Raw genomic sequence first — 13,924 nt, forward strand, 5'->3', positions numbered from 1 at the left:
TTAGAACATGAAATAGCGTTGCGCCATCGGCAGAACCTCGGCGGGTTCGCAGGTCAGCAGTTCGCCGTCGGCGCGCACTTCGTAGGTTTCGGGGTTCACTTCGATCCGGGGCAGGGCGGTATTAAGCTTCAGGTCGGATTTGCCGATGTTGCGGGTGTTGCTGACCGCCACGGTTTGTTTGGCCAGCCCCAGAGTGCCGCGAATGTCGGCGTCCTGTGCGGCGGCACTGACAAAGGTGATGGACGAATGTTCCACCGACCGGCCAAAGGCCCCGAACATGGGCCGCGAATAGACCGGCTGCGGTGTCGGGATCGACGCGTTCGGGTCACCCATCTGCGCCATGACGATGGTGCCCGACATCAGCACCATTTCCGGTTTCACGCCAAAGAACGCTGGGTTCCACAGCACCAGATCGGCGCGCTTGCCCTCTTCGATGCTGCCGATCTCGCGGCTGATGCCGTGGGCGATGGCGGGGTTGATGGTGTATTTCGCGATATAGCGGCGCACGCGGAAATTGTCGTTGTCGCCGGTCTCCTCGGCCAGACGCCCGCGCTGTTTCTTCATCTTGTCGGCGGTCTGCCATGTGCGGATCAGCACCTCGCCGATGCGGCCCATCGCCTGACTGTCGCTGGCGATGATCGAGAATGCGCCCATGTCGTGCAGGATGTCCTCGGCGGCGATGGTCTCGCGGCGGATGCGGCTTTCGGCAAAGGCGACGTCTTCGGGGATGGATTTGTCGAGGTGGTGACAGACCATAAGCATGTCGAGGTGCTCTTCCAACGTGTTCACCGTAAAGGGGCGCGTGGGGTTGGTGGAGGAGGGCAGGACGTGTTCCTCGCCGCAGATCTTGATGATGTCCGGCGCGTGTCCGCCGCCCGCACCTTCGGTGTGAAAGGCGTGGATGGTGCGGCCCTTCATGGCCGCCACGGTGTTTTCGACAAAGCCGGATTCGTTCAGCGTGTCGGTGTGGATCATCACCTGCACGTCCATGTCGTCGGCCACCGACAGGCAGCAGTCGATGGCGGCGGGGGTGGTGCCCCAGTCCTCGTGCAGTTTCATCGCGCAGGCGCCCGCGTTGATCATCTCGACCAATGCCGCGGGCTGGCTGGCGTTGCCCTTGCCCGACAGGCCGATGTTCATCGGGATGCTGTCAAAGGCCTGCAACATCCGCCCGATGTGCCAGGGCCCCGGCGTGCAGGTGGTGGCCAGCGTGCCGTGGGCAGGCCCCGTGCCACCGCCCAGACAGGTGGTCACGCCCGAATGCAGCGCGTCCTCCATCTGTTGCGGGCAGATAAAGTGGATGTGGCTGTCAAAGCCCCCCGCCGTCAGGATGCGGCCCTCGCCTGCGATAATCTCGGTGCCGGGGCCGATGATGATGTCGACGCCCGGCTGGGTGTCGGGGTTGCCCGCCTTGCCGATCTTGTGGATGCGCCCGTCGCGCAGGCCCACGTCGGCCTTGTAGATGCCGGTATGGTCCACGATCAGCGCGTTGGTGATGACCGTATCAACCGCCCCTTCGGCGCGTGTCACCTGTGACTGTCCCATGCCGTCGCGGATCACCTTGCCACCGCCGAACTTGACCTCTTCGCCATAGGTGGTCAGGTCGCGTTCAACCTCGATGATCAGGTCGGTGTCGGCCAGACGCATCCGGTCGCCGGTGGTGGGGCCGAACATTGCGGCGTAGTCGGCGCGGGCAATGGGTTTGGGCATGGGGAATGTCCTTTGGTAAGCGTCAGCGTTTCTTGGAGCCGGGCAGGGCGGGGCCGCGTTTGCCCAGACGGCGTGCGTTGGCGCGGGTCTTGCGGCGCAGCGGGCGCAAGGCCGCATTCATCACCTCGTCAGGGCGCTTGCCGCTGATGGTGGCCATCGACGCGGCAGTGGCGCTGTCCAGAAAGGCAGTGGGTTTTTCCGAAACCATGCGGTCGTTTTCGGATTTGGTGACAGACCACAGGCCCGCCATCCCCATCATCCGCATCGTCATGACGCTGGCGGTCTCCATCACCAGCATCGACATATTCATCCACGCGCCCATCAGATCGGCAGGGGTGGCAAGGCGCGGCAGTTTCGTGACCATCAAAGGTCTCCCATGATCTGCTGGTTGAACCCGAACACCCGCCGCGCCCCGCCATAGGGGATCAACGAGACTTCGCGCCGTTGGCCGGGTTCAAAGCGCACGGCAGTGCCGGACGCAATGTCCAGGCGCATCCCCCGTGCGGCATCGCGGTCAAAGTCCAACGCAGCGTTTGTTTCAGCAAAATGATAGTGCGAGCCGACCTGAACAGGGCGGTCGCCGGTATTGGCAACCATCAGCGTGATGGCCGTGGCTCCGTCGTTCAAGATGATGTCGCCGGCGCCCGGTATCAACGCGCCGGGGATCATTTGCGGGTTTTCCGCGTGCTGCGTGCGCGGATTGTCGCGCGGGTGGCGGTCAGGGCCACGGCCACCACGATTGCGGCCATGCCCAGTAGAACCGGCAGCCACGCCGATGCGCCGTCCGAAACGTGGGGGTGCAGGTGCAGGCCTGCATCGGTGTGCGCGGCAACGGGGGCCGCAAAAAGAGCAAGTCCAAGGGCAGTCGTTACGGATTTCATCAAGTCAGGCTCCTGTCAGCGAATGGGATTGTGGACGGTCACCAGTTTGGTGCCGTCGGGAAAAGTGGCCTCGACCTGCACGTCGTGGATCATCTCGGCGATCCCTTCCATACATTGATCGCGGGTGATGATCTGCGCACCGGCCTCCATCAGGTCGGCCACGCTGCGCCCGTCGCGCGCGCCTTCGACCACCGCGTCGGTGATCAGCGCTATCGCTTCGGGATGGTTCAGCTTTACGCCACGCTCCAGCCGTTTGCGGGCGACCACGGCGGCCATCGCAATCAGCAGTTTGTCTTTTTCGCGGGGGGTGAGGTTCATATCAGATCATCCAGGTTCTTGGCAGGGGTCCACCCTTGAGGCGGATAAGAACGGGCAGCAGGCTGCGCCGCAACTCGAAACTGTCGGCGGCGAGGAATCTTGCCACCAGCATGTCGTCACCGATCAGGCTGGCCCCGGCGGTGTCGGGCAGCATGGCGCGCACGGGGGCAAGCTGTCCGGCGGCGTCGGGGGCAATATAGACCATTGCGGCCATGGCGCCGGCAGCATTTGCAACGAATGGTTTGGCCAGATGCGCGCTGGCATCGCCCGTCAGGGCAATCGCGTCGTGGTACAGGGGAACGCCCGCGCGGTTGATCATGATGCGGTCGCGCAGGTCCAGCGTGCCCAGACGTTCGCCCATCGCGGCGCGGCCAAACACCAGCGGTTCGACCAACAGCAACTGTGCATCCGTCGCCATGTCGATCTGCAAACGGCGGTCCAGCGCGGCCCCGTCATAAAGGATGGTTTCCTGTGGCAGCCAGTCAATACGCGCGTCCGGCCCGAGTGTCAGCGTGTTGCGCACCTGGCCCACTTCGCCGGTCTGGGCGCGGTAGACGCGCTCGCAGGCCTGCGTGGTCAGGCACAGGGTGGTGCCTGTCTGGGCCTCGGCCGTCACGGCGTAACGGTCGCCGCCGGTGATCCCCCCTGCGGTGTTCAGCACCACCGCGTCCAGCGCGTCACTGCTGCTGCGCGGAAACAGGCACTTGGACGATCCCGCCTGATGCAATCCGCCCAATACCGAGCGGCCCCGTGCCGGTTTCGCGGACACAGCAATGCGCCCGCGTGCGCGGGGCTGTTGGGCGGGCGTCGCGGGTATGACCGAAAGGTGGGTTATTGTGCAGTCCTTTGCGCAGAAAACAGCGGCGAGTCAGGGCACCGTGTCTGCGAGCACTAGAACATTGCAGAGGGCCGTTGCCCATGCTGAGGCCGATTTTTTGCCTCTTACTGCTGAATATTACATCACATGTCCGGTATTGAGCTTAATATTTAGGCAGAATCCAGTGGGGCGCCCTGCTGCGCCCGCATCTGCATTTGCCATTCACAATGACTTGAACTGACGCTGTGACCACCTGATTGGGCGAAACAAGTGCCAACGGGGGGGTGTGTGGCGACCTTGCGAATTGGATCTCGAGGGGCCGCCACACGAAATTGCAACACATAGTTGCGGGACCAGCTTAGGCGACTGTGTGTGCGGTGCAAGCCGTAGTTGTCAGGCGGGCCCGCTTTGGAGATTTATATGACTTTTCTGAAATCCGCGCTTACGGGCACACTTGTGGCCGCGTCGCTTGGCTCGGCGGCACTGGCGGCTGATGATACCATCAAGGTCGGCGTGCTGCATTCGCTGTCCGGCACGATGGCAATCTCGGAAACCACGCTGAAAGACACCATGCTGATGCTGATTGAACAGCAAAATGCCAAGGGCGGTCTGCTGGGCAAGCAACTTGAAGCGGTGGTGGTCGATCCGGCATCCGACTGGCCGCTGTTCGCGGAAAAAGCACGCGAGCTGCTGACCGTACACAATGTTGATGTGATCTATGGCAACTGGACGTCCGTAAGCCGCAAGTCGGTGCTGCCGGTGATCGAAGAGCTGAACGGTCTGCTGTTCTATCCGGTGCAATATGAAGGCGAAGAATCTTCCAGGAACGTGTTCTACACTGGCGCGGCACCGAACCAACAGGCGATCCCTGCCACAGATTACTTTCTGGACGAACTGGGCATCGAGAAATTCGCGCTGCTGGGCACCGACTATGTCTATCCGCGCACAACCAACAACATCCTTGAAAGCTATCTCAAGGGCAAAGGCATTGCCGACGCGGATATTTTTGTGAACTACACGCCCTTCGGTCACTCGGACTGGTCCAAGATCGTGGCCGATGTTGTGGCATTGGGCGCGGACGGCAAGAAGGTTGGCGTGATCTCGACCATCAACGGCGACGCGAACATCGGTTTCTACAAGGAACTGGCGGCGGCGGGTATCTCGGCGGATGACATTCCGGTCGTGGCCTTCTCGGTCGGTGAGGAAGAGCTGTCGGGTCTGGATACCTCGAACCTTGTCGGTCACCTGGCCGCGTGGAACTATTTCATGTCCGCCGATACGCCGGAAAACGCAGAATTCATCAAGACTTGGCACGCCTTTATCGGTGACGACAAACGTGTGACCAACGACCCGATGGAGGCCCACTATATCGGCTTCAACATGTGGGTTGCAGCGGTCGAGGCGGCAGGCACCACCGATGTGGATGCTGTGCGCGCCGAAATGTACGGGCAGGAATTCCCCAACCTGACCGGCGGCACCGCCGTGATGGGCGTGAACCACCACCTGTCCAAACCCGTGCTGATCGGTGAAATTCAGGCCGATGGCCAGTTTGACATCATCTCGGAAACCGATCCGGTGCCGGGTGACGCATGGACCGACTTCCTGCCCGAATCCGCCGTGCTGGAATCGGATTGGAAGGATCTGGGTTGCGGTATGTACAACACCGAAACCAAGACCTGCGTGCAGACCCTGTCGAACTACTGAACCACACTTGAGAGGGCGCGCCTTTGCGCCCTCTTGGCCCCATTGCGGACTTCATTCACATGACCAGACTTATTGCCGCCGCGCTGGCCCTGTTGCTGACCTGTGTCAGCACCTATGCGCAGGACACGCCCGGACCGATCCAGCAGGTGCTGCAAGCGCACCGCGACACGATCCTCAAAAGCTCGCGCACGACCATTGGTCCGGCGATTGACGCAGTGGCCGACAGCGGTCTGCCGCAGGCGCAGGCGGTGCTCGAGGCATGGTCGGACAAGGATATGTGGCTGCGCGAGGCCGACGGTCTGTTTTTTCGCGCCGAGAAAGCCGAGGGCGGCTATGCGCTGACCGATTTCGACAGCGGCGAAGTGGTTGGCGTGGTCGACAAGGACGCGCTGGACCAGATCAAGCCCAACAGCGGCATCCGCGCCCTGATCGGCACGGCGCTGGTGCAGTTCCAACTGAAAGACCCCGATCCCAAGCGCCGTCAGGACGCGCTGACCTCGATTTCCCGCGATCCTGACCAAGCGCTGCTGAAACCGCTGCGCAATTCCATCGAGATGGAGACCGACGCGACCCTGAAGGCGCAAAAGCTGCGGCTGGAGCGCCTGTTGACCATTGGTTATGACGCCGACCCCGACGCGCGGGTACAGGCGATGGCCGATATGTCGGGCGATCTGGGCGTCGACGTGCGTGCCACGCTGAACCCGCTGGTCGCCACCCGCCGCGATGTGGTGCAGGGCGATGTGCCCGAGGGCACCAATGTGGCGGCAATCCTGACACCCGGCTCGGACGCGCTGAGCAAGGTTGCGGCCTATGACATGCTGGTCGCCGCCGATCTGGCCCCGCCGCGTGTGACAGATGCGGCCATCCGCGCCGCGCTCGAGGCCAACATCGAGGACGGGCGTGTGGGCGGCGTGGCCGTGCAGCAACTGGACAGCGAGGCGGCGCGCCGCGCGGCCTATATCACGCTGGCCGAGGCAGGCACCGTGCCGCCCTTCATTTCCGAGGACGAGGTTCAGGAGACGCTGGACGGCTTTACCTTCTACGACGCCTATTTCGATCCCTCTTCGCAGGTGACCGACGCGGCCAATGATGCGTTGAACGCGATCAAGCTGAAGGTGGGGATGAACCAGGCCGCCGACCTGACGCTGGACGCGCTGTCGCTGGCGTCGATCTATTTTCTGGCGGCTATCGGCCTTGCCATCACCTTTGGCGTGATGGGTGTGATCAACATGGCGCATGGCGAGTTCATCATGATGGGCGCCTATACCGGCTATGTGGTCCAGCAGATCATTCCCAACCACACGGTGTCGATCATCGTGGCGATCCCGCTGGCCTTTGCCGTGACATTCGCCGCCGGCGTGGCGATGGAGCGGCTGGTGATCCGCTGGCTGTACAACCGGCCGCTTGAGACGTTGCTGGCAACGTTCGGCATCTCGATTGCGCTGCAACAGCTGGCCAAGAACATCTTCGGCACCCAAGCCCGCCCGCTGACCTCGCCCGCGTGGCTGGACGGGGCGCTGACGCTGAACGACGTGGTGTCGATCAGCTATATCCGCATCGCGATCTTCTTTCTGGCGCTGTTCTTCCTCGCGGTGTTCCTGTTCATCATGAAGCGCACGCGGCTGGGGCTGGAAACCCGCGCGGTGACCCAGAACCCGCGCATGGCGGCGTCGATGGGGATCAATCCGGGGCGGGTGAACATGCTGACCTTTGGCCTTGGGTCCGGCATCGCGGGTGTTGCCGGCGTGGCGATTGGCCTGTTCGCCAAGGTGACCTCGGAACTTGGATCAGACTACATCGTGCAAAGCTTCATGACCGTGGTTGTCGGCGGCGTCGGCAACATCTGGGGCACGCTGGCGGGGGCTGCGATGATCGGGTTCCTGCAGAAGGGCATCGAATGGGGCAACCCCAGCAACACGCTGGCGGCACAGACTTACATGATCGTTTTTATCATCATTTTCATCCAGTTCCGGCCAAGGGGCATCATCGCCCTCAAAGGCCGCGCGGCGGGGGATTGAGGCCATGAACCGTTCATTCGTTGCACGAAACCCGTCGGTCCTGATCTTCCTTGCCTTGCTGGCGCTGTTCACGCTGGGGGTCACCATCCTGTCCGAAGGCTTTGGCGTGGGCATGGTGTCCACCAGCTTCGTCAAGACCTTGGGCAAGACGCTGTGCCTGTGTCTGGTGGCCGTCGCGATGGACCTGATCTGGGGCTATGCCGGTATCCTCAGCCTGGGACATTTCGCGTTTTTCGGGCTGGGTGGCTACATGATCGGCATGTGGCTGATGTATGAACGCACCCGTCTGATCGTGGTCGATGCGCTGGCCCAAGGCCAGATACCACCGACGCCCCAAGAGATCGTGGACGGCATCGGCAACCAGATTTTCGGCGTGGTCGGCAGCAGTGATTTCCCTGTCATCTGGTCCTTTGCCGACAGTCTGACGCTGCAACTGGCCATGGTCGTGCTGGTGCCGGGCCTGCTGGCGCTGGTCTTTGGCTGGCTGGCCTTCCGCAGCCGTGTGACGGGCGTGTACCTGTCGATCCTGACACAGGCGATGACCTTGGCGCTGGCGCTGTACCTGTTCCAGAACGACAGCGGCCTGCGCGGCAACAACGGCCTGTCGGGCCTGCAAAACCTGCCGGGCGTGAGCGTATCGCAGGACGTGGTGTCGATGTGGTTCTTCTGGGGCTCGGCGCTGGCGCTGGGGTTGGGCTATCTGCTGGCGGCATGGGTGGTGTCGGGCAAGTTCGGCTCGGTCATCCGCGGCATCCGCGACAACGAGGCGCGCGTGCGGTTCCTGGGCTATTCGGTCGAGGCGTACAAGCTGGCGATGTTCACGCTGACCGCCTGTATCGCCGCCATTGCCGGGGCGCTGTATTACCCGCAGGCGGGCATCATCAACCCGGCTGAAATCGCTCCCATCGCGTCGATCTATCTGGCGGTCTGGGTGGCCATCGGCGGGCGCGGGCGGCTGTATGGTGCCGTGATTGGTGCGGCGGTGGTCAGCCTGCTGTCCACATGGTTCACCGGCGGGCAGGCACCGGACGTGCCGCTGGGCTTTTACACGATCAAATGGGTCGACTGGTGGCTGGTGCTGCTGGGGCTGTCCTTTGTCGGCGTCACCCTGTTCGCCCCCCAAGGCATCGGCGGGCTGTTCGACCTGATCAGCGACCGGCTGCGCCCGGATCGCCACGGGGCCGACCTTGGTCCCGATCAGGGATCGCTGCGCGAGAAGGAGGCCCAGCAATGAGCACGCTTTTGGAAGTCTCCGGCGTTTCGGTCAGCTTTGACGGCTTTCGCGCCATCAACAACCTGTCCTTCCGCATCGCGGATGCCGAAATGCGCGCGGTGATCGGGCCGAACGGCGCGGGCAAGACCACGTTCATGGACATCGTCACCGGCAAGACCAAGCCCGACGAAGGCCGCGTTCTGTGGGGTGAAAAATCGGTGTCCTTGCTGAAAATGTCCGAAGCGAAGATCGCGCAGGCGGGCGTGGGGCGCAAGTTTCAAAAGCCCACGGTGTTCGAGGATCAAAGCGTGCAGGAGAACCTGCTGATGGCGCTGAAAAAGCCGCGCGGCTGGTTGCCGGTGTTGTCCTATCGGCCCTCGGACGAAGATCTGGCCAAAGTCGCCACGCTGGCAGGCGACATCGGCTTGGGCGACGCGCTGCTGCGCAAGTCGGGCGAGTTGAGCCACGGGCAAAAGCAATGGCTGGAGATCGGTATTCTGCTGGCACAGGAGCCGCGCCTGCTGCTGGTGGACGAACCGGCCGCCGGTATGACGCCGGAAGAACGCGAGAAAACCACCGACATTCTGGTCGAGGCCGCCAAGACCCGCGCCGTGGTCGTTGTGGAACACGATATGGAGTTCGTGCGCCGCCTGAACTGCAAGGTCACCGTGCTGCACGAAGGGTCGGTTCTGGCCGAAGGATCGCTGGACCATGTCACATCAAATCAGGACGTCATCGACGTCTATCTGGGGCGCTGAATATGCTGAGTTTGAATGACCTGACGCTGCACTATGGCCACAGCCAGATCCTGAACGGGATTTCGATGCAGGCGGCACAGGGCGAAGTCACCTGCGTGATGGGCACCAATGGCGTGGGCAAAACCAGCCTGATCAAGGCGATATCCGGCACCCACCCGCGCACGGCGGGCACGTTGTCGCTGGACGGGCAGGACCTGCCGGTGCTGCCTGCACACAAGCTGGCGCATCTGGGCGTGGCTTACGTGCCGCAGGGGCGCGAGATTTTCCCGCTGATGACGGTGAAAGAGAACCTTGAAACCGGCTTTGTCTGCCTGCCGCCGGAGGAACATTTCATCCCGGATCATATTTACGATCTGTTTCCCGTGCTCAAGGACATGACATCGCGGCGCGGCGGCGATCTGTCGGGCGGGCAGCAACAGCAACTGGCTATTGCGCGGGCGCTGATCACCAAGCCCAAGCTTTTGCTGCTGGACGAACCCACCGAGGGCATCCAGCCCAACATCATCCAGCAGATCGGCAACGTGATCCGCCTGTTGCGCGATCAGGGTGACATGGCGATCGTGCTGGTCGAGCAGTATTTCGAATTCGCCTATGATCTGGCCGACCGTTTTGTCGTGCTGCGACGCGGGGCGGTGGTGCTGGAAGGGGCCAAGGCCGACGTGCCCAAGGCCGAGGTGCTGCGCGGCGTTTCCGTCTGAGCATCTGCGCGGGGTGGTCTGTGCGGTGGCGCACTTGTAATACTTGACGAAAATAGGCAGGTATAGCCGCGACGCACTCGCAAGGACCTTGCCATGACAGATCAAATCGCTGACGCCCCGCAAATCATCCGCATGCGCCATGAATTGCGCCGCCGCAATCTGAGGGTTGCCGCGTCAGAACGGCTGAGCCCGCATATGATCCGCCTGACCCTGCAAGGCGCGGACATGCATGATTTCAACAGCGGTGCGCCGGACGATCACATGAAGCTGATCCTGAACGCAGAGAGCGACAGCCCGCAAATGCGCGACTATACGCCCCGTCGGTTCAGCACGTCGGAACTGGTGGTGGATGTGGTGGATCACCCCGGCGGACCTGCCGCCGACTGGGCGCGTGCCGCTGCCGTGGGCGATGCCATCACCATTGGCGGCCCGCGTGGCAGCCAGCGGATCGAGGGCGCTATCGACCAGTGGCTGTTGATCGGTGACGAAACCGCACTGCCCGCCATTGGCCGCTGGATCGAAGAGATGCCCGCCGCGACGCGCGTGACCAGCATCGTCGGTGTGCCTGATGCGGCGGACGAACAGTCGCTGGACACCGCCGCCGATTGGACGGCGCACTGGCTGCACCGCCCGCTGGATCAGGCCACCGATCCCGCGCCCTATCTCGCGGCACTCGGCGGCATGACCCTGCCACCGCGCACCTTTGTCTGGATTGCAGCCGAAGCCATGGTGGCACGTGCCATCCGCACACATCTGCTGGACAAGGGGCACGACAAACAGTGGATCAAAGCCTCGGGCTATTGGGTGGCGGGGCAGGCCGATGCGTCGGACAAGGGCATCGAGGACTGAAGTCAGATAGATTGAAAGGGGTGAACGTCAGGTGAATAGGGCCTTTGCATCTTTGCCCGGCCCAAGATAGGGAACCGGACGTTCGTGAAGACCGCAGCGAGCGGCAGGTTTGAGCCCAAAGTCTCCTATGCTGCGCGTGCCATTAACGTCGGCTTCTTCAACAGTAGGATTTAGCTTAGGATGCCATTCAAATGATACGGCAACTAGCAACTTTTTTTGCTGCCTTCGTTGGCGCTTTCACAGTGTGGATAGGTCTCGCGTTGGTGAAAGCAATCAACCCCTTCTTGCCGTGGGAATACCCGGTTTTGGCATTGTTCATGGGTATTGGCTTTCCCGGCGGCGCTCCAATCGAAATGCATTACTTAAACCATGTCGCCGAAACATGGGTTCCGTTCTTGGTAGCGTTTTTCATAGCTAAATGGCTGACAAGAAAACGAGCGCGGTTTTCGGGGGCGTTGTTGTTGTATGGAATATTTTTGGTTTGGTCGTTGGGAATGGTTTGGTTGGATCAACAAGGCGTGCCGCCAAATACCATTTTCGGGTTAGGTCTAGCGGGCACTTTCTTTGGCGGATCGCTTCTATATCTTCGGTTCGTAGATCCAAAACTACCTAACGAAGTAGATTCAACACCCGAAAGCTGACCTTCGCACAACCGCAGCGAACGGCAGCAAAGTCCCGCACAGCGGACCTTCGGACACATGGTATCGAAGGTCCGGTTCTTGGCAGAAATGCCTGACCCGACCCACTGAGAGGATTCCGCAAAATCAGCCGGATTTTGTGCACCCACCCCGCGCAGGCGTTCTTGACCTCTGCTGGCCCATGTCATAACTAACCGGTGCTACGCGGGCGTTGTGTAGTGGTAAGACCTTAGCCTTCCAAGCTAATGACGCGGGTTCGATTCCCGCCGCCCGCTCCAATCTTTCCCCATTCAGACCGATCTGATCCCCGAATGTGGGGCCTTTGTCGCATTGACCCCGTGGCGTGCAGCCGCCACAAGTCGGCGCGAAGTGAATTCAGGAGCCGTCATGGCCGACCAAGCCCCACAGATCATCCCCCCGCAACCCGTTGTCCCCGGCAAGGGTGACGACCAGCGTGCGGCGTCCAAGCGTATTGGTGCCCTTGGCGCGCTGTGGCCCTTTGTGATGCCCTATCGGATGCTGATGGTTGCAGCGGTCACGGCGTTGGTGTTGACGGCTGTGGTGTCGCTGACCCTGCCGCTGGCGGTGCGCCGTGTGGTCGACAATTTCCGCACGCAGGACGGCGCGCTGCTGAACCAGTATTTCATGGCCGCTATCGGCATTGCCGGTTTGCTCGCCGTGGGGACCGCGCTGCGCTATGCGCTGGTCACACGGCTGGGCGAGCGGGTGGTCGCGGACATCCGCAAGGCGGTGTTCGACCGCGTGATCGGGATGAGCCCCGCTTTCTACGAAAAGATCATGACCGGCGAAGTCCTCAGCCGGATCACCACCGACACCACGCTGATCCTGTCCGTGATCGGGTCGAGCGCGTCGATTGCGCTGCGCAATATGCTGATCTTTGCGGGCGGTCTGGTGCTGATGCTTCTGACCTCGGCCAAGCTGACGGGGCTGGTGCTGTTGATCGTGCCCGCCGTGGTCATTCCGATTCTGGTGCTGGGGCGGCGCCTGCGGGTCATCAGCCGCGAGAACCAGGACTGGATCGCGGCATCGTCCGGCAGCGCCTCGGAAGCGTTGGGGGCCGTGCAAACAGTTCAGGCCTTTACCCAGGAGGCAACAACGCGGGCCCAGTTCAGCGAAGTGACCGAGCGCAGCTTTGATGCGGCGGGGCGGCGTATTCGTACGCGGGCGCTGATGACGATGATCGTGATCTTCCTGGTCTTCTCGGGGGTCGTGGGAGTGCTGTGGATCGGGGCCAATGATGTGCGCGCCGGAGCGATGTCGTCGGGCGCACTGATCCAGTTCGTGATCTATGCGGTGATGGTCGCCGGCGGGGTCGCGGCGCTGTCGGAGATCTGGGGAGAGCTGCAGCGCGCCGCCGGGGCCACCGAACGGCTGGTCGAGCTGCTGACGGTCGAGGACAGCGTGCAGGATGTCGCCTCTCCCGTCGCATTGCCGACGCCGGTGCAGGGGCGCATCACCTTTGATGACGTGTCGTTCAGCTATCCGTCGCGGCCTGACATCTCGGCGCTGGATCATGTCAGCCTTGAGATTGCATCCGGCGAAACCGTGGCCTTTGTCGGCCCGTCGGGCGCGGGCAAGACGACAATCATCCAGATGTTGTTGCGGTTCTACGAGCCGCGCACAGGTCGGGTGATGATTGATGGCGTGGATCTGGGCACGCTGGCCCGCGATACGTTCCGCCGCCATATCGCGCTGGTGCCGCAAGATCCGGTGATCTTCGCCGCTTCGGCCCGCGACAACATCGGCTTTGGTCGCCCCGGCGCAACCGAGGCCGAGATCGAGGCCGCCGCGCGTGCTGCCGCTGCGCATGAATTCATCATGGCGCTGCCGGATGGGTATGACGCCTATCTGGGCGAACGCGGAGTGATGCTGTCGGGCGGGCAGAAACAGCGCATCGCCATTGCCCGCGCCATCCTGCGCGACGCGCCGGTGCTGCTGCTGGACGAGGCCACAAGCGCGCTGGACGCCGAAAGCGAACGGGCGGTGCAGGCAGCCTTTGAAACGCTGAGCCATGGGCGGACCACGCTGATCGTGGCGCACAGGCTGGCCACTGTGAAAAAAGCCGACCGGATCGTGGTGATGGATCAGGGTCGTATTGCTGCCATCGGCACCCACGACGAACTGGTCGCCCAAGGCGGGCTGTATGCGCGGCTGGCCAGGTTGCAGTTTACCGCAGACGTGGCCGCGCAATAGCAGGGCGGGCAGGGGGCCGGCCCCCGACGCTGGCGCGTCTCCCCCGGAGTTTTCCGGGCAAGATGAAGTTGTAGACGTGGCTGACGCTGCGTCTGCATAGGGGGTG

14 protein-coding genes and 1 tRNA gene are annotated in these 13,924 nt (G+C 62.4%); 9 read left to right on the top strand and 6 right to left on the bottom strand.

What is annotated here, in order from left to right; all coding sequences use genetic code 11:
- Genes ureC through DSM107133_RS04900 form a run of 6 tightly spaced genes read right to left on the bottom strand, consistent with a single transcriptional unit; the run spans position 1 to position 3,678 of the window.
- Positions 1–1,710, bottom strand: a complete 1,710-nt coding sequence (gene ureC, locus DSM107133_RS04875; RefSeq protein WP_114293248.1) for an urease subunit alpha — start codon at positions 1,708–1,710, stop codon at positions 1–3.
- Between the two features lie 22 nt (positions 1,711–1,732).
- Positions 1,733–2,074: an antifreeze protein gene (locus DSM107133_RS04880; protein ID WP_240310500.1), complete on the bottom strand. Its 342-nt coding sequence runs from the start codon at positions 2,072–2,074 to the stop codon at positions 1,733–1,735.
- Entirely contained in the window at positions 2,074–2,379 is a 306-nt protein-coding gene (locus DSM107133_RS04885; protein WP_114293247.1) for an urease subunit beta, read from the bottom strand. The genes DSM107133_RS04880 and DSM107133_RS04885 overlap by 1 nt, the downstream gene beginning before the upstream one ends.
- Positions 2,376–2,591 (bottom strand): hypothetical protein, encoded by a 216-nt coding sequence (locus DSM107133_RS04890; protein ID WP_114293246.1) that lies wholly within the window; start codon positions 2,589–2,591, stop codon positions 2,376–2,378. The genes DSM107133_RS04885 and DSM107133_RS04890 overlap by 4 nt, the downstream gene beginning before the upstream one ends.
- Before the next feature lie 15 nt (positions 2,592–2,606).
- The gene (locus DSM107133_RS04895; RefSeq protein ID WP_028958337.1) at positions 2,607–2,909 is read right to left on the bottom strand and encodes an urease subunit gamma; all 303 of its coding nucleotides are present in this window, start codon (positions 2,907–2,909) and stop codon (positions 2,607–2,609) included.
- A gap of 1 nt (position 2,910) precedes the next feature.
- Entirely contained in the window at positions 2,911–3,678 is a 768-nt protein-coding gene (locus tag DSM107133_RS04900) for an urease accessory protein UreD (RefSeq protein ID WP_345889590.1), read from the bottom strand.
- 468 nt (positions 3,679–4,146) lie between these two features.
- Here DSM107133_RS04900 and urtA point away from each other — a divergent pair, with 468 nt between their 5' ends.
- The 9 genes from urtA to DSM107133_RS04945 all read left to right on the top strand — a co-directional run bounded on the left by urtA (position 4,147) and on the right by DSM107133_RS04945 (position 13,818).
- Complete coding sequence (gene urtA / locus DSM107133_RS04905; RefSeq protein ID WP_114293348.1) at positions 4,147–5,430, top strand: urea ABC transporter substrate-binding protein; 1,284 nt, start codon at positions 4,147–4,149, stop codon at positions 5,428–5,430.
- A gap of 59 nt (positions 5,431–5,489) precedes the next feature.
- Positions 5,490–7,448 carry an urea ABC transporter permease subunit UrtB gene (gene urtB, locus DSM107133_RS04910; protein WP_114293347.1) on the top strand — a complete coding sequence of 653 codons (1,959 nt, stop codon included), beginning with the start codon at positions 5,490–5,492 and terminating at the stop codon, positions 7,446–7,448.
- Between the two features lie 4 nt (positions 7,449–7,452).
- Positions 7,453–8,682 (top strand): urea ABC transporter permease subunit UrtC, encoded by a 1,230-nt coding sequence (gene urtC, locus DSM107133_RS04915; protein ID WP_114293244.1) that lies wholly within the window; start codon positions 7,453–7,455, stop codon positions 8,680–8,682.
- On the top strand, positions 8,679–9,419 hold the full coding sequence (urtD, locus tag DSM107133_RS04920; protein ID WP_114293243.1) for an urea ABC transporter ATP-binding protein UrtD: 741 nt from the start codon (positions 8,679–8,681) through the stop codon (positions 9,417–9,419). Before urtC ends, urtD begins: the two co-directional genes overlap by 4 nt.
- 2 nt (positions 9,420–9,421) lie before the next feature.
- The gene (urtE, locus tag DSM107133_RS04925; RefSeq protein WP_114293242.1) at positions 9,422–10,117 is read left to right on the top strand and encodes an urea ABC transporter ATP-binding subunit UrtE; all 696 of its coding nucleotides are present in this window, start codon (positions 9,422–9,424) and stop codon (positions 10,115–10,117) included.
- Positions 10,118–10,210: 93 nt separating this feature from the next.
- Positions 10,211–10,966, top strand: coding sequence for a siderophore-interacting protein (locus DSM107133_RS04930; protein WP_114293241.1), 756 nt, complete (start codon positions 10,211–10,213; stop codon positions 10,964–10,966).
- 263 nt (positions 10,967–11,229) lie between these two features.
- A complete protein-coding gene (locus DSM107133_RS04935) occupies positions 11,230–11,607 on the top strand; it encodes a hypothetical protein (protein WP_162792007.1) in 378 nt (125 codons plus the stop codon).
- 201 nt (positions 11,608–11,808) lie between these two features.
- Positions 11,809–11,882 (top strand) — tRNA-Gly (locus DSM107133_RS04940).
- A 109-nt stretch (positions 11,883–11,991) separates the two neighbouring features.
- Positions 11,992–13,818 (top strand): ABC transporter transmembrane domain-containing protein, encoded by a 1,827-nt coding sequence (locus DSM107133_RS04945; protein WP_114293240.1) that lies wholly within the window; start codon positions 11,992–11,994, stop codon positions 13,816–13,818.
- The last annotated feature ends 106 nt before the right edge of the window (positions 13,819–13,924 follow it).

Source organism: Pseudosulfitobacter sp. DSM 107133, from assembly GCF_022788695.1.
GTDB lineage: Bacteria > Pseudomonadota > Alphaproteobacteria > Rhodobacterales > Rhodobacteraceae > Pseudosulfitobacter.

Bases quoted from the DNA above. Each gene is read 5' to 3' on its own strand.
- ureC (WP_114293248.1), bottom strand. From the start codon at position 1,710: ATGCCCAAACCCATTGCCCGCGCCGACTACGCCGCAATGTTCGGCCCC.
- DSM107133_RS04880 (WP_240310500.1), bottom strand. From the start codon at position 2,074: ATGGTCACGAAACTGCCGCGCCTTGCCACCCCTGCCGATCTGATGGGC.
- DSM107133_RS04885 (WP_114293247.1), bottom strand. From the start codon at position 2,379: ATGATCCCCGGCGCGTTGATACCGGGCGCCGGCGACATCATCTTGAAC.
- DSM107133_RS04890 (WP_114293246.1), bottom strand. From the start codon at position 2,591: ATGAAATCCGTAACGACTGCCCTTGGACTTGCTCTTTTTGCGGCCCCC.
- DSM107133_RS04895 (WP_028958337.1), bottom strand. From the start codon at position 2,909: ATGAACCTCACCCCCCGCGAAAAAGACAAACTGCTGATTGCGATGGCC.
- urtA (WP_114293348.1), top strand. From the start codon at position 4,147: ATGACTTTTCTGAAATCCGCGCTTACGGGCACACTTGTGGCCGCGTCG.
- urtB (WP_114293347.1), top strand. From the start codon at position 5,490: ATGACCAGACTTATTGCCGCCGCGCTGGCCCTGTTGCTGACCTGTGTC.
- urtC (WP_114293244.1), top strand. From the start codon at position 7,453: ATGAACCGTTCATTCGTTGCACGAAACCCGTCGGTCCTGATCTTCCTT.
- urtD (WP_114293243.1), top strand. From the start codon at position 8,679: ATGAGCACGCTTTTGGAAGTCTCCGGCGTTTCGGTCAGCTTTGACGGC.
- urtE (WP_114293242.1), top strand. From the start codon at position 9,422: ATGCTGAGTTTGAATGACCTGACGCTGCACTATGGCCACAGCCAGATC.
- DSM107133_RS04930 (WP_114293241.1), top strand. From the start codon at position 10,211: ATGACAGATCAAATCGCTGACGCCCCGCAAATCATCCGCATGCGCCAT.
- DSM107133_RS04945 (WP_114293240.1), top strand. From the start codon at position 11,992: ATGGCCGACCAAGCCCCACAGATCATCCCCCCGCAACCCGTTGTCCCC.